Source organism: Amycolatopsis sp. (assembly GCF_035276945.1).
In the GTDB taxonomy this organism is placed as follows: domain Bacteria; phylum Actinomycetota; class Actinomycetes; order Mycobacteriales; family Pseudonocardiaceae; genus Amycolatopsis_E.
In genome coordinates, this window is record NZ_DATELF010000114.1 from 1 (window position 1) to 20992 (window position 20992).

General features: G+C 68.8%; 20 protein-coding genes and 1 pseudogene. 11 read left to right on the plus strand and 10 right to left on the minus strand.

The window, feature by feature from the left end; genetic code table 11:
• Positions 1 to 218 precede the first annotated feature (218 nt).
• Together VJT49_RS20405 and VJT49_RS20410 are read right to left on the minus strand one after the other, a co-directional pair.
• Positions 219 to 917, minus strand: coding sequence for a helix-turn-helix transcriptional regulator (locus VJT49_RS20405; protein WP_324166460.1), 699 nt, complete (start codon positions 915 to 917; stop codon positions 219 to 221).
• Positions 874 to 1419 (minus strand): Lrp/AsnC family transcriptional regulator, encoded by a 546-nt coding sequence (locus VJT49_RS20410; protein ID WP_324166461.1) that lies wholly within the window; start codon positions 1417 to 1419, stop codon positions 874 to 876. The genes VJT49_RS20405 and VJT49_RS20410 overlap by 44 nt, the downstream gene beginning before the upstream one ends.
• A gap of 573 nt (positions 1420 to 1992) precedes the next feature.
• Here VJT49_RS20410 and VJT49_RS20415 point away from each other — a divergent pair.
• From VJT49_RS20415 to VJT49_RS20425, 3 genes are read left to right on the plus strand one after another with little or no spacing between them, the layout of a single operon-like run.
• Positions 1993 to 3021, plus strand: coding sequence for a ThiF family adenylyltransferase (locus VJT49_RS20415; RefSeq protein ID WP_324166462.1), 1029 nt, complete (start codon positions 1993 to 1995; stop codon positions 3019 to 3021).
• A gap of 30 nt (positions 3022 to 3051) precedes the next feature.
• Positions 3052 to 4374 (plus strand): hypothetical protein, encoded by a 1323-nt coding sequence (locus VJT49_RS20420; RefSeq protein WP_324166463.1) that lies wholly within the window; start codon positions 3052 to 3054, stop codon positions 4372 to 4374.
• Between the two features lie 8 nt (positions 4375 to 4382).
• Positions 4383 to 5213 (plus strand): carbon-nitrogen hydrolase family protein, encoded by an 831-nt coding sequence (locus VJT49_RS20425; RefSeq protein WP_324166464.1) that lies wholly within the window; start codon positions 4383 to 4385, stop codon positions 5211 to 5213.
• Here VJT49_RS20425 and VJT49_RS20430 read toward each other — a convergent pair.
• The gene (locus VJT49_RS20430) at positions 5199 to 5675 is read right to left on the minus strand and encodes an Lrp/AsnC family transcriptional regulator (protein WP_324166465.1); all 477 of its coding nucleotides are present in this window, start codon (positions 5673 to 5675) and stop codon (positions 5199 to 5201) included. The genes VJT49_RS20425 and VJT49_RS20430 overlap by 15 nt on opposite strands.
• A 185-nt stretch (positions 5676 to 5860) precedes the next feature.
• Between VJT49_RS20430 and VJT49_RS20435 the strand changes: the two genes are divergently transcribed.
• The 4 genes from VJT49_RS20435 (at position 5861) to VJT49_RS20450 (ending at position 10621) form a co-directional block, all read left to right on the plus strand.
• Entirely contained in the window at positions 5861 to 6673 is an 813-nt protein-coding gene (locus VJT49_RS20435; RefSeq protein ID WP_324166466.1) for a hypothetical protein, read from the plus strand.
• 116 nt (positions 6674 to 6789) lie between these two features.
• A complete protein-coding gene (leuA, locus tag VJT49_RS20440; RefSeq protein WP_324166467.1) occupies positions 6790 to 8511 on the plus strand; it encodes a 2-isopropylmalate synthase in 1722 nt (573 codons plus the stop codon).
• Positions 8508 to 10334, plus strand: coding sequence for an FAD-binding protein (locus VJT49_RS20445; protein WP_324166468.1), 1827 nt, complete (start codon positions 8508 to 8510; stop codon positions 10332 to 10334). Before leuA ends, VJT49_RS20445 begins: the two co-directional genes overlap by 4 nt.
• Positions 10335 to 10366: 32 nt before the next feature.
• Positions 10367 to 10621, plus strand: a complete 255-nt coding sequence (locus tag VJT49_RS20450; RefSeq protein ID WP_324166469.1) for a hypothetical protein — start codon at positions 10367 to 10369, stop codon at positions 10619 to 10621.
• On the opposite strand, the gene VJT49_RS20455 is transcribed toward VJT49_RS20450, so the two are convergent.
• The 6 genes and pseudogenes from VJT49_RS20455 to VJT49_RS20480 form a co-directional block, all read right to left on the minus strand.
• Positions 10605 to 11381 (minus strand): thioesterase II family protein, encoded by a 777-nt coding sequence (locus VJT49_RS20455; protein ID WP_324166470.1) that lies wholly within the window; start codon positions 11379 to 11381, stop codon positions 10605 to 10607. The two genes, VJT49_RS20450 and VJT49_RS20455, sit on opposite strands and share 17 nt — an antisense overlap.
• Positions 11382 to 11396: 15 nt before the next feature.
• Positions 11397 to 13931, minus strand: a complete 2535-nt coding sequence (locus tag VJT49_RS20460) for an AMP-binding protein (RefSeq protein ID WP_324166471.1) — start codon at positions 13929 to 13931, stop codon at positions 11397 to 11399.
• Positions 13928 to 14206 (minus strand): phosphopantetheine-binding protein, encoded by a 279-nt coding sequence (locus VJT49_RS20465; protein WP_324166472.1) that lies wholly within the window; start codon positions 14204 to 14206, stop codon positions 13928 to 13930. The genes VJT49_RS20460 and VJT49_RS20465 overlap by 4 nt, the downstream gene beginning before the upstream one ends.
• Positions 14203 to 15804, minus strand: a complete 1602-nt coding sequence (locus VJT49_RS20470; RefSeq protein ID WP_324166473.1) for an amino acid adenylation domain-containing protein — start codon at positions 15802 to 15804, stop codon at positions 14203 to 14205. The genes VJT49_RS20465 and VJT49_RS20470 overlap by 4 nt, the downstream gene beginning before the upstream one ends.
• Before the next feature lie 17 nt (positions 15805 to 15821).
• On the minus strand, positions 15822 to 16772 hold the full coding sequence (locus VJT49_RS20475; protein WP_324166474.1) for a chlorinating enzyme: 951 nt from the start codon (positions 16770 to 16772) through the stop codon (positions 15822 to 15824).
• A gap of 246 nt (positions 16773 to 17018) precedes the next feature.
• Positions 17019 to 17102, minus strand: a pseudogene (locus tag VJT49_RS20480) (IS5/IS1182 family transposase); the annotation flags it as partial.
• Positions 17103 to 17735: 633 nt separating this feature from the next.
• Between VJT49_RS20480 and VJT49_RS20485 the strand changes: the two are divergent.
• The 4 genes from VJT49_RS20485 (at position 17736) to VJT49_RS20500 (ending at position 20040) form a co-directional block, all read left to right on the plus strand.
• Complete coding sequence (locus VJT49_RS20485; protein ID WP_324166475.1) at positions 17736 to 18227, plus strand: DUF2975 domain-containing protein; 492 nt, start codon at positions 17736 to 17738, stop codon at positions 18225 to 18227.
• The gene (locus tag VJT49_RS20490) at positions 18227 to 18448 is read left to right on the plus strand and encodes a helix-turn-helix transcriptional regulator (protein ID WP_324166476.1); all 222 of its coding nucleotides are present in this window, start codon (positions 18227 to 18229) and stop codon (positions 18446 to 18448) included. The genes VJT49_RS20485 and VJT49_RS20490 overlap by 1 nt, the downstream gene beginning before the upstream one ends.
• 577 nt (positions 18449 to 19025) lie before the next feature.
• Positions 19026 to 19406 carry a VOC family protein gene (locus VJT49_RS20495; RefSeq protein ID WP_324166477.1) on the plus strand — a complete coding sequence of 127 codons (381 nt, stop codon included), beginning with the start codon at positions 19026 to 19028 and terminating at the stop codon, positions 19404 to 19406.
• A 169-nt stretch (positions 19407 to 19575) separates the two neighbouring features.
• Positions 19576 to 20040 (plus strand): hypothetical protein, encoded by a 465-nt coding sequence (locus tag VJT49_RS20500; RefSeq protein ID WP_324166478.1) that lies wholly within the window; start codon positions 19576 to 19578, stop codon positions 20038 to 20040.
• A 33-nt stretch (positions 20041 to 20073) separates the two neighbouring features.
• On the opposite strand, the gene VJT49_RS20505 is transcribed toward VJT49_RS20500, so the two are convergent.
• Positions 20074 to 20715: a class II aldolase/adducin family protein gene (locus VJT49_RS20505; protein ID WP_324166479.1), complete on the minus strand. Its 642-nt coding sequence runs from the start codon at positions 20713 to 20715 to the stop codon at positions 20074 to 20076.
• Positions 20716 to 20992 lie beyond the last annotated feature (277 nt).

A 20992-nucleotide genomic window follows, 5' to 3' on the forward strand; every position in this document is an offset into this window, starting at 1 on the left:
ACCCGGCGTCGAAACCGCCGACCGTCCCCGCGTGGACGGAAAGGGACTCGACAGGCGACGATGGCGCAGCGGGCACGGCAAGGCTCCAGGTCATTCAGGCGTAGGCAACCCCCATGATCAACCGCCCTGCCGTGCCCACCCACAACACCGAAACAACGGTGTTTCACAACACATCTCAACAGGTCACGGAACCGAAAACCGACCTTGCCCCAGCCCTGCTAATCGGGCCATGCCAGCACGCCCGATCTGAGTATGTGTGAAACGAGGTGAACCCGGTTGGGGGAGTGGAACTGGTTGAGCAGCGTCGAAACGTGGCGTTTCACCCCGTGGATGGAGATTCCCAGCCTACTGGCTATTTCCTTGTTGCTGGCGCCGGCGACGAGCAGGGTGAGCACCTCGGTTTCGCGCGGGCTCAGATGATTCAGATGATTCAGCCGCGGCAGCGGTACCGTGCCGCTGCCCTGCGCGCGGCCGAGCAGGTATGACGCGATGGCGTCCGGAACCGCGAGCTGCCCGTCCATGACCTGCCGCAGAGTGGCGTGCAGCGAACGGGAGGTGAGCTCGCCCTGCATGATGTAACCGCTGGCGCGCCACCGGGTCGCTATCTCGAGCTGCCCCGGCTGGGCGGTCGGCACGACCACGATCAGCGGATGCAGTCCTTCCACCGCCACCCCGGCCCGTTCCGCGCTCGTGAGCGTGGCGGCGGAGACCAGCGTGACATCTGCGCCCGCCGCCATTTCCAGGCCGGCGGAAACCGATGCCACCGCCGACGCGGTGACCTTGGGCATCGAGGAGGTGATGGCCAGCAGGCCGCGGCGGATCACCTCCTGTTCCTCCACGATGAGTAGTTTGATGTCCGCAAGCAGGCGGGCGTCAGCTCCGGCTGCGACGGCGATGCTCGCTTCGCTCAGCCGCATGGTCGCACCCCCCTCCGATAGCCGATCCGTTGCCGGATTCGCTGACGGGGAGTGGCTCGACGACCGTGTTCCGCACGTACTCGTAAACGACACTGGTGTGCACGTCCGCGATTTCCGGCCGCTGGGTGAGGTGGTCCAGAACGAACGCGTAGAGATCGCTACTGCCGCCGACCGCGATGTGGACCAGGAAGTCGTGATTGCCTGAGGTGGCGAACAGGTTGATGACCTCGGGAAGTTTGAGGACCCAGGCGCGGAACTGGTCGATGACCCGCCGCGACGGCGGCCGGATCTTGATGAACACCAGCGCCTGCACGCGGCGCCCGATGACATTGAGGTCAACGGCCGCATGGAATCCGGTGACCGCGCCGCGGTCGAGTAGCGTGCGGACCCGCTGCAGCGACGTCGAAGGTACGACGTGCGCCGATCTGGCGAGCTCCCTGTTGGTCTGCCGGGCGTCTCGTTGGAGCTCCCGTAATAACGTCAGATCGAGTCGGTCGAACACCTCGATGTGCCCCCATCCGTATTGTCGTCGATTCGTCAACCCCGGTTGCCGCGGTGGGCCGCCCAGTGCGCCGATAGTTTCTCCATGGCCGCGAAATCGACCCTTCCGCCGAATGAACGACGTGAGTTGCCCGGCGCGCGTGGACCGTGTGCTGTCCCCTATGAAACCATAGTGCCCGGCTGATCAGCCATAGCGAGTTTCCGCTGGACATGGCGGCAGAGGGCGCAGCCTGCCACTGGGGAATCCAAGGAGGCCGACTCGACAAGATCGTTGATTTCGCCATTTGGAGTATCGGTGTCGTCCGTGTGCGGGCTTGTGGAATTGCCCACCCCGCGGCTGGTTTCCATACGCTGGGACGGAAACGCTTGTCGCCGTTGAATTCCCGTCATTTGTTGATCAATAACCGCCGACTCCCGGGAGAACCATGATCGAAAGGGGGTGGACACTGTGACCGTCGAGCGCATCGAGGAAGAGGGCCTCGTCAAGGAGTGGCACGCCAACCAGATCTGATTCGAGTCGGAACCGGGTGGGGGACGGCGTAATGCCGTCCCCCATTCGGGGGAGGAACCAGCATTGCAGAGACCACGGGTAAAACCTTTTCTCCGTGTCTACCGCCGGGCGGGGGAACCGCATCTGTTTCTCGGCCTCGGCCCCAGCAAGATACGCGTCGCCAAGCCCACCGACGAGATGGTGGAATTCGTGGTCGGCCTGGATGGCTCGGCGACCGTCGAGGAATTGCGGGCCAAGTATCCCGACGCGGCGGAGTGGGTCACCGCGCTGGACCGCGTCGGCGCCATCGAGGACGCGGACGCGGAGCCGGACATCGACCCCGCCCTCGCCGCGCGCTGGAGCAGGCAGATCAATTATCTGCGGCTTTACGACCGCGAGGGCTGGACCGGGTTCGAAGGCCAGCAGCGTCTTGCCGGCGCACGGGTGGTCGTCGTCGGTACGGGCGCCGGCGGGACGACCTTGCTGCGCCTGCTCGCCGCTGCGGGCATCGGCAGGCTGGAGGCGGTCGACTTCGACACCTTCGCACTGGACAACCTGCCGACCCACGCCACCCTCGACGAGGAAGATGTCGGCGAGTTCAAGGTCGAAGTGCTGCGGCGCCGCCTGGCACGCCAGAACTCGAAGCTGTCCTTCACTCCCCACCAGCGCTCCGTCGCGTCGTCCGACGAGCTCGCCGAGCTGATCGATGGCGCGGACTTCTTCATCCACGCCTTCGACCGGCCGCGTGAGCACGCCGCACGATGGTCGAGCGAGGCGAGCCTGGCCACCGGCGTCCCGCTGACATCGATCGGTGCCACCGACAAGGGCGCCAGGGTCGGCCCGACCATGATCCCCGGCCGGACACCGTGCTGGGACTGCGTCGGCATCCACGGCCTGGACATCCTGCGACCGGAGCAGACCGCCTGCCTCACCGGATCGACCGTGGCCATGCTGGCGGGAATCGCGGTGAACGAGGTGATCGGGGAGCTCTCGGGCGCCAAACCGGCCGCGACCGCGGGGCGAAGCCTCTACATTGACACTGACAAGCTCACGTTCACCTTCACCGACTACACGAGCCGCGACGACTGCCCCTGCGCAACGTATGGCTCCTAGGTTATGAGGTCCTTGCGCTTTCTTGGCGAAATGCGAACCTGGACGGGCCTGGCGCGGATCTGGCTGCCCACCGCGCTGGGCTCCTCCATGCTGGTGCTGGAAATCCCCGTCGCGGCGGCCGCCGTGGCCAGGAGCGCCGCCGGGGCACAGGGACTGGCCGCGTTCGGCGTGGCCATAGCGATCCTGGTGGTGGCCAACTCGCCCGCACTGGCCATCACGCCCCTGGTAGTGGCCGACGCCGAGCGGGGGCCAAGCCTGCGGACCCTGCGGTACGCCGCTGCGGTGGGAATAGTCACCGCGGCGGTGCTGGTCCTGCTGGTCTCGGTGCCGGAGTTCCGTGCCGCGCTGGGCGGCGGGCTGGCCCTGTCCGGGGACCTTACCGCCGCGGTCCGGGACTGCCTGCTCGCCCTGGCGCCCGCGTCGATCGCGGTCGCGGTGCGCCGGTACCTGCATGGACGGCTGATCGCGGCCAGGCGAACCGGCGGGATCTCGGCGGCGACGGTGACCCGGCTGGTGATCTCCGCCGTGATCGTCTGGGCATTGGTGCTCTCCGCACCCTGGCTCGGTGCCACGGCCGGTGGGTTCGCGCTGTGCGCCGGTGCGGTGGCCGAGGCCACGGTGCTCGCCGTATCGGTGCGGCGGTTGCGGCAGCCCTTCGTGCCCGGCGTGACCAGACTGTCCAGAATGGTCCGACGGCACGCCGCGCTGGCGGCCACCAGAGCGCTGAACATGGCGCCGCAACTGGTCACCACGATCGGCGTCACGCACTCGTTGCGGCCGGGGCCTTCGCTGGTGGTGTGGCCGGGGCTCTACGGGTTGCTCGCGCTGTTCACCGGTCCGGTGAGCGATCTGGAGTCGGTGGTCGCGGGACACGTCCAGCGCACCGGCGACCGGCGGGCCGCCGTGCACCTGACGGCGGTACTCGCCTTCGCCTTCGCGGCCGTCTACCTCGCCGTCGTGTTGTCGACCATAGGAACCGCGTATCTGCGGCAGTTCGTCGGGACCCCGGCTGAGGAGACCGCGCTCGGCCTGCGGTGGGCGCCACTCGCGCTCGCGGTCCCCGCGTTGTGGGTGCTGCGGTCCGCGCAGCGCGGCCTGGTGATCGCCAGCGGACGGATGGCCTCGCTCGTCCGCGGAGTGGTGGCGCACGCGGCGGTTCTGGCCGGCGTGACCGCCTTGCTGACCTTCGGTCCGCTGACCGGTGTCGCCAACGCCTACCTCGCGATCACCGCGGGGCTGGCCGCCGAATCGGCCGTGATCGCGGTGCTCCACCGTCGGTACGCGGCCGGCGCAGAGCGCGGAGACAGTCCGCTGAGGACGGACTCGGCACGGAAAGATGAGGCGCTGCCTTGAGAATAGCGGTGATCCAGCAGTCTGCCTGTGGTCGCGAGGTGGGCGTCAACATCGACCTGGCCCGGCAATGGACGTTGCGGGCCGCCGACGCCGGCGCGGACGTCGTTCTCTTCCCGGAGATGTGGAACATCGGCTACCGGCTGCCGACCCCGAAGGAGGCCGCGTCGAACGGTTTCCGGTACCGGATGGCGGAAGCGCGTGACCGGCACCTGGCCGCGGCGGCCCGCACCGCTCGCGAAGCCGGGGTGACGATCGTGGCGACCCACCTGGAGGTCGACGGCGACCGGATGAGTAACGCGGCGGCCGTCCTCGACCGGACCGGCGAGGTGGTTTCGCGGCACGAGAAGGTACATCTCGCCTGGTTCGCGGGTGAGTCGGTGCTCCACGCCGGGAACGGGTTCTCCACGGCGCGGCTCGAACTGGCCGACGGCGAACACGTCCACATCGGACTGATGATCTGCTACGAGCGGGTGTTTCCCGAAGCGGCGAGGGCGCTGGCCGCTGGCGGTGCCGAACTGGTGCTCGTGCCCAACGCGAGCCCGCTGTGCGAGAACCGGCTGTGGCAGGCACGCACCCGCGCCTTCGAGAACAAGTTCGCCCTGGCCATCGCGAACTATCCGGAAGCGCCCTACGGTGGTGCCTCGATCGTCTGCGACGGCATCGCGTTCGACGAGCGTGGACGGCCGCGCGACCATACCGTCCTGCTCGCCGACGACCGGCCCGGAATGCATGTCGTGGACCTGTCACTGGCCGCTCTGCGCGAGTACCGCGCCGGCCAGCCGTGGGGATTGCCGGTCGCTGCCGGGACTCCGGCGGTTTCGTCCTCAGTGGAGGGTTGAGTTCCCCGGCTGGAGTGGGATCCCGCCCGCCGCCTTCACCTGCTTCATGACCAGATGCGACGTCAGGTTCGCGATACCGGGCAGCACCGACAGCGCCTCGGTGTGGAACCGTTCGTAGGTGTCGATATCGCTGACCACGACCCGCAGCAGGTAGTCCGGCTCCCCGAAGAGCCGGAACACCTCGACGACGTCGGGCAGCGACTCGAGCTCGCGCTCGAACTCCGCCGTCGTGGCACGGTCCTGATGCCGCATCAGCACGTCGACGAACACCTCGAAGCCGCGGCCCAGCGCGTGGTGGTCCAGGCGCGCGTGGTACCCCCGGATCGTTCCGGTCCGTTCGAGCTGGCGCACCCGGCGCAGGCACGGTGACTGCGTGAGCCCGACCCGTTCCGCCAGTTCGGCGTTGGACAGCCGGCCGTTGCGCTGCAACTCCGCCAGGATCCTGAGGTCTATCTCGTCCATGGCGCAATATTCTGCCGCCAGGGACCCCGAATAAGCAAGATCGCCGCTATTTTTCACGTGCTCTGCTGGGCTATATTCGTCTCCGGAAGAACTTCCGGAGAACTTCTTCGACACAGGCCGGTCAGGCGTTTTCTCGGGATAGCCGGCCGCTGACCCGATCCATTGCTGACGGAGGTGTACCAGTCATGTCCAGCACTGTTGACGACCTGGTGAGCCGCATTCGCGGACACCACTGCTACACTCACCCGCTATTCGACCACTGGGCGCAGGTCTCGCCGGAGAGCGAGGTCGTCGGCGCACTTTTCCATCAGATCCGCAGCTTCTGTGATGTCACTCGCCCTGGCGGGAAGTTTCCGGATGCGCTGGCGAGGCACAAGCTGTCCTCGGAGAGCGCGCTGTTGCAGGAGATCGTGGAGAGCGAGGAGAACCACGGGCCCGAACTGGCCACCATGGCCGGTTATATCGTCAACAAGGCCGCGGGCCGCCAGGTTTTCGGTGATCTCTACGACCAGGAACTGGTGGAGAGTGGGCTGAAGGAGTTCTCCGACCAGTTGCTGGCGAATCTGCCCGGCTACGACCCGAAGGCCGGTCTTCTCGCGCAGACGCGACGGGCGCGCGCGGCCTTCGACGGCCGCCAGCAGGACGACCGGGAATCGACGATCCGGAACCTCGGTGTGGCGCTGGCGCTGGAAATGATTTCGAACCGCCAGCTCATTCCGGGGGAAAAGACCGCGCTGGTGGACTCCGGTCATTACGGTGCCTCGCTCGAAGACACCGAAATGCACTACCTGCTCGAGCACTGGGGCGAGATCGGTGCCGAGCAGCAGCACGAGAAGAACGCGATCGCCGCGGTCGGCTCGGTGCTCAACGAGGAGACCGAGGCGCTCATCGTCGAGGGCGTCGACACCTTCCTCGACTCGCTGGCGGCGCTGTGGGACGTGCTCGACTCGGCGCTGCTGGCCTCCGGCTGCCCGGCTCGCGAGCTCACCACGGCCTGAGGCGAACCCCCTGGTCCTGGTCCAGGCCCCGGGACGGCCGGTACCGGCCGTCCCGGAAGCGGGAGCCCGCCGCTCACGAGGCGACGGGCTCCCGCGCACGCCGATCGGAGATTTTCATGAGCCTGCCAGCCAAATCCCCCATGCCCTACTGGCGCTACCGCGCGTTCCCGCCGGTCGCCCTGCCCGACCGGTCCTGGCCGGAGCGAGTGATCACTCGGGCGCCGCGGTGGCTTTCGACCGATCTGCGCGACGGCAACCAGGCGCTGATCGACCCGATGACCCCGGCACGCAAGCTGAAGATGTTCGAACTGCTGGTGCGCATGGGCTACCAGGAGATCGAGGTCGGGTTCCCGGCGGCGAGCCAGGCCGACTACGACTTCGTCCGGCAGTTGATCGAAGAGGACCGCCTTCCCGGCCACGTCCGGATTTCCGTGCTCACCCAGGCGCGCGAGGAGCTGATCGAGCGGACCGTGCGCTCGCTCGCCGGTACCCGGCAGGCGACCGTGCACCTCTACAACGCGACCGCGCCGTTGTTCCGGCAGGTCGTCTTCAGCCTCGGCCAGGACGGCTGCAAGACATTGGCGGCCCGCGGCACCGAGCACGTGCTGCGGTGTGCCGAGCGGTTCCTCGGCGACTGCGACCTCGGCTACGAGTACTCGCCGGAGATCTTCGTCGACACCGAACTGGAATTCGCCGCCGAGGTATGTGAAAGCGTGATGGACGTCTGGCAGCCCGGTCGCGGTCGCGAGATCATCCTGAACCTGCCCTCGACCGTCGAACGGGCCACGCCGAACGTCTACGCCGACCAGGTCGAGTGGATGAGCCGCACGCTCTCCCGGCGCGAGCACATCTGCCTGTCGGTGCATCCGCACAACGACCGCGGTACCGCGGTGGCCTCGGCCGAACTCGCCGTGCTGGCCGGAGCCGACCGGGTCGAGGGCTGCCTGTTCGGCAACGGCGAGCGCACCGGCAACGTCTGCCTGGTGACCCTCGGGCTGAACCTGTTCAGCCAGGGCGTCGACCCGATGATCGATTTCTCCGACGTCGACGAGATCCGCCGCGTTGTCGAGTACTGCAACCGGATTCCAGTCCACGACCGGCATCCCTACGGCGGTGATCTGGTCTATACCTCTTTCTCCGGCTCGCATCAGGACGCCATCAAGAAGGGCTTCGAGCACCTCGAGATGGAGGCCGAGGCGGCCGGGGTGCCCGCCAGCACGCGCGCGTGGAAGATGCCCTACCTGCCGATCGACCCGAAGGACGTCGGGCGCACCTACGAGGCGGTCATCCGGGTGAACGCCCAGTCGGGCAAGGGCGGAGTCGCGTACCTGATGAAGGCCGAGCACCACCTCGACCTGCCGCGGCGACTGCAGATCGAGTTCTCCCAAGTCGTGCAGGCACACGCCGACTCCGACGGCGGCGAGGTCTCGCCGGCGGCGATGTGGCGGATCTTCATCGCCGAATACCTGAGCACCGGCCCTGGGGAGTACTTGACCATGCGTGGTCACCACAGCCACACCGCCGGCGGTGAGAAGCACGCCGTGACCGCCGACGTCACCATCGACGGCGAGCGGTGCCGGATCGAGGGGATCGGCAGCGGTCCCATCGCGGCGTTCACCGCCGCGCTCTCCTTCGCCGGGATCGAGCTGAACGTGCTCGGCTATTTCGAGCACGCGATCGCGGCGGGCAGTGACGCCGAAGCCGCGGCCTACCTCGAGTGCGCCATCAGCGGCCGGACACTGTGGGGTGTCGGGATCGACGCCGACACGTCGAGCGCGTCGCTGAAGGCGATAGTCAGCGCGGTCAACCGCGCCCACCGGAAGAGGGACCGGGCATGAGCGACATCCGTTCACTGAAGATCGCGGTTCTCGTCAAACAGGTGCCGAAGTTCGACACCTTCGCTCTCGGCCCGGACGGCAGGCTGGCGCGCACCGGCGCGCTGGAGCTGAACCCCTACTGCCGCCGGGCGGTGGCCCAGGGCGTGGCGCTGGCCCGGGACTCCGGTGGCACGTCCACTGTGGTCACTCTGGGACCGCCGGCCGCCGAGGACTGCCTGCGCGAGGCCGTCGCCTGTGGCGCGGACAAGGGAGTACTGGTCAGCGATCGCGCCTTCGCCGGCAGCGACACGCTCGCGACCGCTCGCGCGCTTGCCGCCGCGCTCCGGCGGCTGGGACCGTTCGACGTCGTGCTCTGCGGCCGTAACTCGGTCGACGCCGACACCGGGCAGACGCCCGCCCAGATCGCCGAGCTACTCGGCCTGCCGATGGCCGCCGGGGTCCGCCAGCTCGCCATCGGGGAAACCACGATCGCCGCGCGCTGCGAGCACGACGACGGCTGGCTGGAGCTCGATCTGCCGATACCCGCGCTGCTCACGTGTGCGGAGCGGTTGATCGCGCCGGCCAAGGCCACCGCCGAGGAGCGGGCCGCCGTGCTCGCGAGCCGGATCAGCAGGCTCGACGCGGGCGCGCTGGGTGCGGGGCCATGGGGCCAGGCGGGCAGCATGACGGCGGTAGGCGCCACTCGCGTCCTCGACGGCACGCGCCTGCGGCGGAGGTTCGAGGGTGACCTCGACGCCCAGATCGAGGAGGTCGTGTCCGCCCTGGTACAGCTCGGTGCGCTCGATCCGGAACCCGAGCGGCCTGCCTTCGAGGTGCCCGCTCCGCGCCACAGCAGCGTCGGCGGCCGTGGCGTGGCCGTACTCGCCGAGCCGCATCGCGCTCGGCAGACCAGGGCGTTGCTGGGTGCGGCGGCGAACCTGGCCGGCGGCACGGTCACCGCGCTGACGGTCGGCGAGCTGTCCGGGCTCTCGCCCGCCTTGGCCGGGTCGTGGGGCGCGGACGTGCTGGTCGGCATCACCGGCTCGGATACCGAGGAGGACATCGCGGCCGCACTCGCCTCCTGGTGCGCCAGGCACGAGCCATGGGCGGTGCTGGCACCTTCGACCATGTGGGGGCGTGAGATCACCGGCCGGGTGGCGGCCCGGCTCGGCGCCGGTCTCGTCGGGGACGCGGTGGACGTCGCCGCCGATCCGCTGGGCGGCCTCGTCTGCTGGAAACCGGCGTTCAGCGGAGGTCTCGTCGCCGCGGTGACCTGCCTTTCACGCACCGGGCTGGTCACCGTCCGCGGCGGCACACTGCCGTTGCCCCGGCCACGCCGGGCCGTGGCCGGGCGAGGTCCGGACTTGACGGCGGCACGGCGTGGCCGCGTTCGCGTCCGTGCCCGGGAACAGGACGACGACCTCGACGCGCTCGCGCTCGCGCGGGCCGTGGTCTGCGTCGGCGCGGGCGTTTCGCCCGAGGACTATCCGCTGCTCGACCCGCTGCTGACCGTGCTCGGTGCCGATCTCGCCGCGACCAGGAAGGTCACCGACCGCGGCTGGCAGCCCCGGGCGCGCCAGGTCGGAGTGACCGGCCGGAGCGTGGCGCCACGGCTGTTCGTGGCCGTCGGCACCAGCGGCAGGTTCAACCACCTGGTCGGCGCGCGCGGCGCGGGCACGATCCTCGGTATCACCGATGACCCCTCGGCTCCGCTGTTCGAAAACGCCGACCTCGGTATCGTCACGGACTGGCGCGATGCGGTTCCCCGTCTCGCGGCGGCACTGGCCCGGCTCGGGCGAGACGCTCCGCAGCTCGTGGAGCCTGGAGTGCGAGAGCCGGCGTGATGACCCAATCCCCTTCGACGAGGACGGTTCCGATGACCAGCAGCGAAACCCTTTCCCGGTGGCCGGCCGCGATCCCCGGTGTCGTCGACGGCTCTCTCACCGTGTGCTGGGAGGCCGACCTCGGGATTTCCTTTCATGTCGCGGGGGAGCGCGTCCGGATCGAGTTCATCCTTGGACTAGAGCATGTGCAGGCCATTCGCGATGCGCTGGCCGTCGACGGCGCGGCGCGCGTGCCCGGTGCGCAGGCGGCGGTGCCCTGCCAGGTCGGAATCAGGGTGATCCGCTGATCGCGCTCTGCCGGGAAAGCGCGGTGATGTCGTCGACGACCGCGCCTACGACGCCGCCGACCTCGTCGCGAAGGAAGAAGTGATCGCCGGGAAAGCTTCGCATGCCTAGGAAATGCCGGGTGTGCTCGCGCCAGGTCGCCAATTGTTCGAGCGGGGTGACCGTGTCCGTGGCACCGCCGAAGACCCGCAGCGGTACCCGCAGCGGCGACTCCCCGGTGCGGTAGATGTAGGAGCGACAGAGTCGGAAGTCGGCGCGCAGCACGGGAAGTGTGAATGCCAGCACCTCCGGGTCGGCCAGTGCCTCCGGCGTCATTCCGCCCAGTTGCCGCAGCGTGTCGATGAAGCGTTCGTCGGATTCGTCGGGGTCCGGCAGCCGGTCGACCGGGATTCCGTGCACCAGGCAGGACGCCACGACGTAGAGCGAGGGCGGGGCGAACCCGCGCGGGCCGAGCGCCCGGATCATCCGGTAGGCGATGAGCGCGCCCATGCTGTGGCCGAAGAGCGCGTACGGTGGTTCCAGCTCCGGCCCGAGCGCCTCGGCCAGTTCGGCGCCCGCCGTGTCGAAGTCGGCGAACGCGGGCCGCGGATGCCGTGCGTGCCGCCCCGGCAGCTTGATCGCCCGCAGCTCGATCTCCGGCGGCAGCCAGTCCGCCCATGGCCGGAACATCTCCGCGCTCCCGCCCGCGCACGGCAAGCAGTAAAGCCGCACGGACGCGGCGGGCCGGGACGCGAAGACGGAGTACCAGGGATGCGACGCCAACGGTGTTCCTCCTCGTCACACGAGCGACTGCCCGGTCGGTTGCCAAATCTGTCGTGGCCGGCACAGATCGGCACAGCGGACGCCGTGCCCGAGCGCGCGGCGGTTCACCTGGCCATGCGGGGTCAGCGGCAGCGCGTCCAGCCGCACGACCTTGCGCGGCACCATGAACGCGGGCAGGACGTCGCCGAGCTCGCGTCTGAGCTGCCGGGGATCGGGCGGGCGTGCCCGGTCGCGCGGGGTCACGTACGCCACGAGCCGCCCGTCGTGTGCCGTGACGGCGGCGTCCCGCACCGCCACGCTCCGGCGCAGTGCCGCCTCGATCTCGCCCGGTTCGATGCGGAAACCGCACAGCTCGATCCGGTCGTCGGCGCGGCCGACGAACTCCAGCGTCCCGTCGCCGAGCAGGCGCACCAGATCCCCGGTGGCGTACCGGCGCCCGCCGGCGGTGAGGTCGGCCGAGAACGGTGACGGCCGTGTCGCGGAACGCCCGACGTAGCCGCGTGCGACACCGGCGCCGCCGATGTGCAGTTCCCCCACGGCGCCCGGCGGCACGGGCTCGCCACTCTCGTCGAGGACGGCGGCCCGGACGTTGGGCAGCGGCCTGCCGATCGGCGGGATGCCGCCCGGGCGCTCGCCGGGTTTGAGTTCGCAGCAGGCGGACAGGACGCTCGTCTCGGCACAGCCGTATCCGTGGAACACCCGAAACGGCAAGCCTTCCGGCGGATAACGGTCCAGCCTGCCCCCGACGACGAGCAGCGCGCGCAATGGAGATCCCGGCGGCCACGGCCGGTGCAGCGGACCGACCGCGAGCGCCGTGGGCAGGTGCGCGACGGTTATCCGACGCCGCCGCAGCCAGCCGATGAGACGTTCCGGCGACGCGCTGACGTCGTCGCCGGGAATGTCGAGGGTGGCACCGTTTCCGAGGCAGGGCCACACCTCCAGGCACCAGTCGCCGGCCGACGGGGAGGCGAGCTGAAGGAGACGATCACCCGGCGCCACCCCGAACTCGGCGCCGAACCAGCTCACGAGGTTCGACACGCCCTCGTGAGGCACCAGCACGCCGCGTCCGGAGGCGTGGTCGACGTAGCAGAGGTTCGACAGGGTGACGGTGGCCCGCTTCATCCGGGTCGGCGCCCGGACGGCGCTGTCGAGGTCGACGACGGTGAGGCGGCGCAGGCTGTCGCCGGTCTCCCAGCGGCGGGTGATCAGCACCGTCCCGCCCGCGTCCGCGAGTGCCCGTTCGACGCGCTTCCGTGGTTCGGCGGGGTCGAATCCCAGATGGGCGCCGCCGGCCACGAGCACGGCGAGCGCGGCCACGACCAGGTCCGGCGACCGCGGCAGCTGGATGCCGACGATCCGGTCAGGCCCAACGCCGAGCGCGGTCAGCCGGGCGGCGAGCGCGGCGGCCCGCGCGGCGAGTTCGCCGTAGGACAAGGTGAATTCGCCTGACACCACGGCCGGGGCGGCCGGCTGGCGGCGCGCCCACCGCAGGACGCGGCCGGGCACCGGTGACTGGTCCGTATACGTCACAGCGACGCCGTTGGCGCCCCCGAGCAGCCTTGCGCGCTCGCCCGGCTCCAAGACCCGGAGCCGGGTCAACGGCTGCCGCGGCCGCGCCGCCGCTTCGCGCAGCAGCGCCGCGAGCTGGCGGCCGAATCGCTCCGCATGATCCGGTACGGCCCGGCCGGAGTCGTACCAGCAGGTGACGTCCTGGCCGTCGACATCCAGCCATAGACCGGAATTCGCGGAGGTCCGCGGGATTGGCACCGGCGTGATCACGGCCTCTCCGAGCCGGTATGCCCGTGGGACACGGCGCGGCGCGACAGTGACGGAGAACGAAGGCGAGACGGGGCACGGCCGCCACACCGCCGACCGGCGGCGGGCGGCCGCGACTTCGCTCAAGAAATCCCCGAAGGGCCTTTCCGCCGCCACGGACACCCGCACCGGTAGCACCTCGGGCCGGGCCGGATGGCCGGGCGAACCGTCGCCGAAGCCCGCCCCGAGCACCGAACCGAACAGCAACTGCCGCTGACGGCCGTAGCGTGCCTGCAGCGCGACCGCGGCCGCCGCGACGACGTCGGCGACGGTGACCCCCGCGTCCGCGGCGAGTCGCGCCACGATTCCTGGCGCGAGTGGCACACGCGTGTGCGCGATATCCCCGCCCGCGTGGTCACGACGCTGCCACGGTGGTGCACAGCCGCTCGCGCCGGCGAGTTCGGTACGCCAGTACCGGTCGTGCCTTGGCGTCGCCGAAGGCGGCGCGGCCAGTTCGAACAGCCTCTCGGCCCAGCCGCTGGCCGCCGCTTCCGGACTCTCCCACACCAGCAACGTGTGGTGCTCGGGACCATGAGCCACGAGCACCACACGTACCGGTGCGCTTTCCTCCGGGGCCGTGTCGGCCAGCCGCCAAGCCGGCGGGGCGAGCCCACCATCCTTCGGCGCCAGTACCCGCCACGGGATCGGCGAACCCACCGCGCGGGCGATGCGCCCGGCGAGCGTGGCCGGGTCGCAGGGGCCGGCGACCTTCCAGCAGAGGGGCGTCGCTGTCACCTACTTCCGGCTGCCCGGTCGATGGCCGCGGCCACGCTGCCCAGCCGGGGGTCGTCGTAGAGCGTGTCGGGGGAGAGGGCGTCGGGGCCGAACGTCTTCTCCACGCGCTGCAGCAGCTTGATGGCGGTCAGCGAGGTGCCGCCCGCCTTGAAGAAGTCGTCGGACATGCCGACTTCGGACACCCCGAGAAGGTCACGCCAGATCTCGGCGAGGACGGACGCCGTCGAGGTGATCGTCGATGTGTCCACTGTGGTCTGTTCGGTCACTTCACTCATCGGATCAATGCTCCTGAAGTTGCGGGCCGGGCAACGGTGGCGAGCAGTGCCCGGCCGTCGACCTTGCCGTTCGGTGTCAGCGGGAAGGCGTCGCGGAGATGGATCTGCGCCGGGACCATGTAGCGGGGCAGCTTCGTGGCCAGGTAGTCGCGCAGTTCTTCCGGCGTGGCACTGGTATCGAGCGGAACCACGAAGGCCACCAGCGCCTTGTCGCCGCGGTTGTCCCGCACGGTCACGTAACTTTGCTTGACCATCGGGTGCTGGCCGAGATTGTGGGTGATCTCGCCCAGTTCGATCCGGAAACTGTTGACCTTGACCTGGTCGTCCCACCGCCCCTGGAAGACCAGGTCGCCGCTGGGCAGGAGGCTGGCCCGGTCGCCGGTCCGGTAGAGCCGCTCCCGCACCCCGTCGATGTCCCGGTAGACGAACGCCTTGCCGGTGAGCTCGGGCAGACCGAGGTAGCCCGCCGCCAGGCCGTCGCCTGCCAGGCAGAGCTCCCCGGTCTCCCCGGGCCCGCACAGCCGGTCGGCATCGTCGGCCAGCACGTACACCCGGGTGTTCTGGATCGGCTTGCCGATGGGTAGCGGCAGGTCGTCGCTCGGCGGCCGGTCCACCGGATAGGACGTCGCGATGCAGGTGCACTCGGTGGGCCCGTACAGGTTGACCACGCGCCCCGGACCATAGGTCTGGACCGCTTTGGTCATGTGCCGGTGCGAGTGCGCCTCACCGCCCGTGGTTATCGTGCCCACCGTTTCCAGCGCTTCGGGTGCCTCGTCCACGATCGAGTTGAACAGGGCCGTGGTGAGCAGCAGGATGCTGACCCTGCCCTTCTTGATCACTTGGTCCAAACGGGACAGTTGGACGAACTCCGCCGGATACATCACCGACGCGCCGCCGTTGAGCAGCGCACCCCAGATCTCCCACGTCGCGATGTCGAACGTCACCGGGGTCACCTGCAGGACCCGGCTGGTTTCGTCCAGCGGCCCGTAGCTGGCGCTGTGCACCAGCCGGACGATGCCGCGATGCCGGATCGGCACGCCCTTCGCCCGGCCCGTCGATCCCGATGTGAAGTTGAGACAGGCGATGTCCTCGGCCTTCACCGGGCAAGCCGGGCCGTCGTCCCGGCCCGCGAGGGTGTCTCGCGCGATCGCCAGCACACGGTAGGTGACACCGGTGAGTCGGCGCGCGAACTCCTCCGGCCGGCCGGCGATCACCCACTCGCAGCCGGCGTCGGCAAGCACCGCGGCCAGCCGGTCGTCAGGCCAGTCCGCGTCCAGCGGCACGTAGGTGCCGCCGCACTTGAGGACCCCCAGCAGTGCCACCAGCATCTCCGGCGACCGGGGCACGCATACCCCGACCGACGTTCCGCTCCCCACGCCTCGTGCCACCAGCTCGTGGCCCAGCTCGTTGGCGAGCCGGTCGAGCTGCCGGTAGGTCACCTCGCGGTCGCCCTGGATGGCCGCGGGGGCATCGGGCCGGGTTCTCGCCCAGAACTCGAACCGCTCCGGCACGGTGGCGTCGCGCGGATACGGCACCGCGGTGTCGTTGATCCGGCGGTGGATCTCCAGCGCGGCCTCGGTGCAGCTAACCTCCGGCACGGCGGATTCCGGGGCGCTCACCGTGCCCGGAACGGCGTGCCGTTGACCGTGCGGTCGACGAACTTGTTGTGCCCGTACTCGTCTTCGCCGGAGACGAGCACGCAGCCGAACTTGTCCAGGCTCACTTCGACGCCGTACTCGGCGAGGGTGTCCTGGTACGGGTACACGCGCACCGCGGTGGGCACATAGCGGGTGGTGAAACCGAGGCGCATCCGGTCGGTCTTGCCCTCGTGCGGATGCGAGGCGTGCATCAGGGTCGACCAGAACATCACGCACTGACCCTGGCGCATGACCAGCGACTTCGCCTTGGACTCGTCGGGGGTCCAGTTCGGGTCCTTTTGCAACTGGCTGTAGTCGTAGCCGTAGAACCCGCGCCGTACGCCGTTCTTCTTCCGCTTGTTGATCGTCGCCAGGTCGTAGTCGATGATCTTGTTCTCGTCGTAGTTCATCGTCTTGTGCGACCCGGGAATGATCTGCAGGCAGCCGTTTTCGATGGTCGACTCGGTGAAGGCGGTCCACAGGGTAAGCGCGCCACCGAACTGCGCGTCCTCCGGCCAGACGATCTGCGGGTACTTGCCGACGTTGGCGAAGTTGTCGGCCTGGTGCCAGTCGGTGCCCTCGTCACCGGGGTACTTGGGGAAGAACTCGGTTCGCCAGCACAGCACGTCGGGCCCGAGCACGCTGTTGACCCGGTCGACCAGTTCGGGGCGAGTGATGTGGTGGGCGAGGAAGTCGACGTCGAGGTGACGGTCGTAGCTGGCCAGGTTGGTGGTCCCGGAAAGCGCTTCCCCCTGGTGGTAGACGCCTCTCCGGCTATCGATCAGCTGCGGCCGCATCGCCTGCAGCGACTGTTCCATCTCTTCGGGGGTATAGACATCGAACGGCCCGAAGTAACCGTCCCGGTTGAACTGCTCGAGTTGTTGCGCGTTCAACGCGTAGCTGACATCAGTGTCGGCGCTGTTCGTCATGTGCGTGGCACCTCTCATGCGATCCGTGCGACAGCGGGGAAGTTCGCCAAGCCATGTGCTGTGGGCAGGCCAACCGTATGATCGGCCGGCTCGCCGCCGGAAGGGTCGCAGGAACGCTTGAAAGTGCGCACGGCGGGAGTAGCCGAAGGGCTACCCCGCGAACCTTCAGCGGGATTGCCGCGAGTGGTCTTCGCGATGGCATGGTGTGATCGCCTTACGGCGTGGTGCCGCGCCTCACGGCGCACTTCCCGACCACCACAGGTCCACCCCCGTGCTGGGGCCGGGGGTGCGGCAGCGATCGGTCTCGATCAGCGTGCCATCGACACTGACCTGTTCATGCGGTGGAGTCCTTCGGTGCTGTGTTCAGGTGATGGGGGCGGGCCGCGATGGTGGTCGGGACCTTTGCCACGACGATCCGCTTGTCTGGAACGCGACTGACGACGGAATCGGTGGGGCGCGGCAGGGGTACATGGTCTTTCAGGTCAAGCACAAGGCGCGACTGTCTGCGCGGCCGGAAGAGAACGCGAGTTGGCTGTGCGGTCAGATCCGCGATGAGCTTGACCAGTGGGTCGACCCGACGTCCGGGAGAAACCCCGTCCCGGACTTTCTTGTCGTTGTTACGAACGTACCGCTGACTCCGGTACCCGGATCAGGTGGGCATGATCGCCTGAACAAGGCCCAGTTGTCACCAAGTTCGAGGTGTCACCTGGCCGTTCGCGGGCGGGGGTCAGCGGTAGTTGTCACCAGATGTCAGCTCTACTTGTCACGAAGCGCAGATGTCAGCGTAGTTGTCACAAGATCGGGTGGCATCCAACCGGGACCGGCCCGCGGTGCGCGATGGTGCGGTGCGGGTGATCAAGTCGTGGTTGCTCGGCCGCGCCGCCCATCCTCCGTCACAACCCTTTTTGCTCAATCTATCGACTTGCGATAGATTCCCATCGTGACTCGATGGGAAGGCAGGCCATGGGGAAGCTGACAGTGCATGCGCTGCGCGCCGTGCTCGTGGTGGTGCTCGCCGGCACCGTGTTCGTACAGGCGTTGATGGTGTGGGCGTTGGTCAGCGGGAGCGACCTGGAGGACGGGTCGCTCCCGCTGACCCCGCTGCGGGTGATCACGATCCTGGGCATCGGGACGGTCCAGGTCATCGGGGTCTGCGTATGGCGGCTGGTGACGATGGTGCGACGCGGAACCGTGTTCTCCTCCGCCGCCTTCCGGTACGTGGACGTCATCATCGGCGCGATCGTGGCGGCTGCCCTCGTGTGGTTCGCGGTCACGGCCCTCAATGCGCCGGGCCAGCGGGACGACCCGGGCGTCACCGTGATCATGGGTGGGGTCGGCGTGGCCATCCTGGGGGTCGCGCTCATCGTGCTCGTGCTGCGGATGCTCCTTGCCCAGGCCGTCGCGCGCGATGTCGAAGCGTCGCGGATGCGGGCCGAGTTGGACGAGGTGATCTGATGCCGATCGCCGTCGACATCGACGTGATGCTGGCCAAACGGAAGATGTCCGTGGGCGAGCTCGCGGACCGCGTGGGGATCACGCCGGCCAACCTGGCGGTACTCAAGAACGGCCGTGCCAAGGCGGTGCGCTTCGCGACCCTCGCCGCGCTCTGCGAGGTGCTCAAGTGCCAGCCGGGCGACCTGCTGCGCTGGGAGGCCGAGGACGCCGCCGGCGCATGACGGGCAAGATTCGCTCAGGCTGATCGGGGGCAGTGCGGCACCTCGATGAAGAGGGCCGGTACTCGATGCCGTCCTCCGCGATGGCGAGCGCAGCTCGAACGTACTGGTCAGCAGGCCGTCCTGCGGCCCTGCTCAAACACTTGCACCACCTGCGCAGCCCAGAGTCCCCAGTTGGGTAGACCGGACGACCACAGCCGGTCCGACGAGGTGGCCGGACTCCGAAGAGTCCGGCCCGGACAGGACACCTCGGCGCAGGTGCGACCCCCAGGTATAGATGGCGGCTGGAGGACGGGCAAGCAGCGGGTCCTGCTGTATTCCCAGGCATAGTTGGCGGGAGTGCCCAGGTCTTCTTGGCAGCTCCGTACATGATCTTGTTTCGGGTGGATCGAGGCAGCTCAGCTGCCCTACTGCGCGACCTACGGCCCTCGCCTGGCTGCCCCGGCCAGGCGAGGGCCTGAAATCACTTCGACCCCGCTCGCCTCGCCCGGTATGGTTGCGGGCTTGTTCACACTGCGGAAGCCCATGGGATCCGCGTGCGGCCACCCGGCAGTTCCCACGCTGAGAGTAGGTTTCGTCAATGGCATGCCGCATCAGTGAGCTCGTGCTCAAGTGCCGCGACCCCGAGGTGCTGGCGCGGTTCTGGTGTGAGGTCCTGGACTTCATAGTGCTCGATCGCGAGGAGGAGGTGTGCATCGATATAGGTCCGCGCGAAGGGTTCGGCGGCCCGCGGCCGATGATCTGCCTCATCCGCAACGATGAGCCGAAGAACGGGCCTGCCCGGCTGCACATCGACGTCAACGCCACCGACCGCGATCAGGACGCCGAGCTCGAACGCCTCCTCGCCGCCGGGGCCGAACTCGTCGACATCGGTCAGCCCGCGGAGGCGTCCTGGCACGTTCTCGCCGATCCGGAAGGCAACGAGTTCTGCCTGCTCAAGCGCCGCCTCGCCCCACTCTGACGGCCCTTGCCAAACGATCGATGCAGCCGCCACCCCACAGCCGCCAACAAGATCTGGGAACCGCCATCTGTGGCTGGGGGTCGCAGCAGGATTCGCTCTCGTCTGGATCTTGGTGACAACTGTCGCTGACTTGTGACGGCGTTCGCCAAGTCGATCAACATATTACAACTTGAGGACGCTGGAGCGATGGGCGAGCCGCTACTACCGGTGGGGCGTGATGGGCTGCGCGGATGGCCGGTGGCTGCGCGAGTGCACCGGGCACCGGATCAGCGAGCAGGTCCGCGAGGCGATCTACGCGGTCCGCGCGGTCTGCCCGCACGGCTCAAGGATCAGCATGGCGAGCCGGGAGAAGAAGATCCACCAGTACGTCCGCGAGAAGTACGGCGAGCAGGTCGCGATCCCGTCCTCGGAAACACTCTGGCTGGAATGGTTCGGGCCGGGTGGTTCCCGACAGCGCTATGCCCGGTTGGCCTCGGCAGTCGAAGTGAACGCGACGGGCGAGCACGTGGTGATCCACCGGCCGGGTCAGGTCATCGCGCTGGACATCGCACCGGCCGACGCCAGGCCGGCGCGCCGAGGATCAGCTGTGGGCACCAACCACCCTGATCATTTCCATCGGCACCCGAAAGGCTGACCCGCGAAGGTCCGTCTGCCAGGCGTTTCCTGGCTATTGCGGACGCCGCTGACCATAATCGGCCAGTTTCTCCGCCGCCCAGGCGATCTCCGCGGCCGGCAACAACCGCGGCTGCCCCACCGCACTGGCCCGCAGGTACACCTCGCACAGCCACTCCAGTTGGCAGGTGCGGTCGTAGGCCACGGCCAGGTCCGGCCCGATGGTGACGGCCCCGTGGTTGGCCAGGAGACATCCCGTGCGGCCCCGCAGCGCCTTGACCACGTGCTGTGCGAGGTCCCGGCTGCCGTAGGTGGCATACGGCGCCACCGCCACCGGAGCACCAAACATGCCCACGTAGTAATGGATCGGCGGCAACTCGTCCACCAGGGTCGACACCGCGGTGGCGGCGACGGAGTGGGTGTGCACCACCGCGTCGGCGTCGGTGCTCGCGTAGACCGCGAGGTGCATCGGCAACTCGCTGGTCGGCCGCAGCGGAGCCTCGACCGGCGTGCCGTCCAGCCGGTGCACGCCCACCAACTCGGCGGACAGCTTGGCGTAGTCCAAGCCGCTGGGCGTCACCGCGACCAGTTCGCCGTCGCGGGCACTCACGTTGCCGGCCGTGCCTACCACGAGGCCCGCCGCGGTGAGCCGGCGGCAGACATCCACGATTTCCTGGCGGGTATGACCGAGCAGCACAGCGCGTCCTACTTTCAGCCACTCTAGCCACCCCTTGAGTAAGCGGGTCGGTTCGGCTGGATGGGGCAAAGGCCTTGTCCTGTCTGGGTTTGCGACCTCAACGCAGCCCTGACAGGAAGGGCCTTTGTGGTGAAGAAGATACCGCGTGCGCAGAGTCGGCGGAATATCGTGCGGCGGCGGCGGGTGGCGGCCCGGCACGGGAGGGCGGGGCATTTGACAGGCTCCAGCATATTAACCGTTTGGGTGATTTTCGTGATGCTGGCCCCACAGTGCCGAG

Bases quoted from the DNA above. Each gene is read 5' to 3' on its own strand.
- VJT49_RS20405 (WP_324166460.1), bottom strand. From the start codon at position 917: ATGCGGCTGAGCGAAGCGAGCATCGCCGTCGCAGCCGGAGCTGACGCC.
- VJT49_RS20420 (WP_324166463.1), top strand. From the start codon at position 3,052: ATGCGAACCTGGACGGGCCTGGCGCGGATCTGGCTGCCCACCGCGCTG.
- VJT49_RS20430 (WP_324166465.1), bottom strand. From the start codon at position 5,675: ATGGACGAGATAGACCTCAGGATCCTGGCGGAGTTGCAGCGCAACGGC.
- VJT49_RS20435 (WP_324166466.1), top strand. From the start codon at position 5,861: ATGTCCAGCACTGTTGACGACCTGGTGAGCCGCATTCGCGGACACCAC.
- leuA (WP_324166467.1), top strand. From the start codon at position 6,790: ATGAGCCTGCCAGCCAAATCCCCCATGCCCTACTGGCGCTACCGCGCG.
- VJT49_RS20445 (WP_324166468.1), top strand. From the start codon at position 8,508: ATGAGCGACATCCGTTCACTGAAGATCGCGGTTCTCGTCAAACAGGTG.
- VJT49_RS20450 (WP_324166469.1), top strand. From the start codon at position 10,367: ATGACCAGCAGCGAAACCCTTTCCCGGTGGCCGGCCGCGATCCCCGGT.
- VJT49_RS20465 (WP_324166472.1), bottom strand. From the start codon at position 14,206: ATGAGTGAAGTGACCGAACAGACCACAGTGGACACATCGACGATCACC.
- VJT49_RS20475 (WP_324166474.1), bottom strand. From the start codon at position 16,772: ATGACGAACAGCGCCGACACTGATGTCAGCTACGCGTTGAACGCGCAA.
- VJT49_RS20485 (WP_324166475.1), top strand. From the start codon at position 17,736: ATGGGGAAGCTGACAGTGCATGCGCTGCGCGCCGTGCTCGTGGTGGTG.
- VJT49_RS20490 (WP_324166476.1), top strand. From the start codon at position 18,227: ATGCCGATCGCCGTCGACATCGACGTGATGCTGGCCAAACGGAAGATG.
- VJT49_RS20495 (WP_324166477.1), top strand. From the start codon at position 19,026: ATGGCATGCCGCATCAGTGAGCTCGTGCTCAAGTGCCGCGACCCCGAG.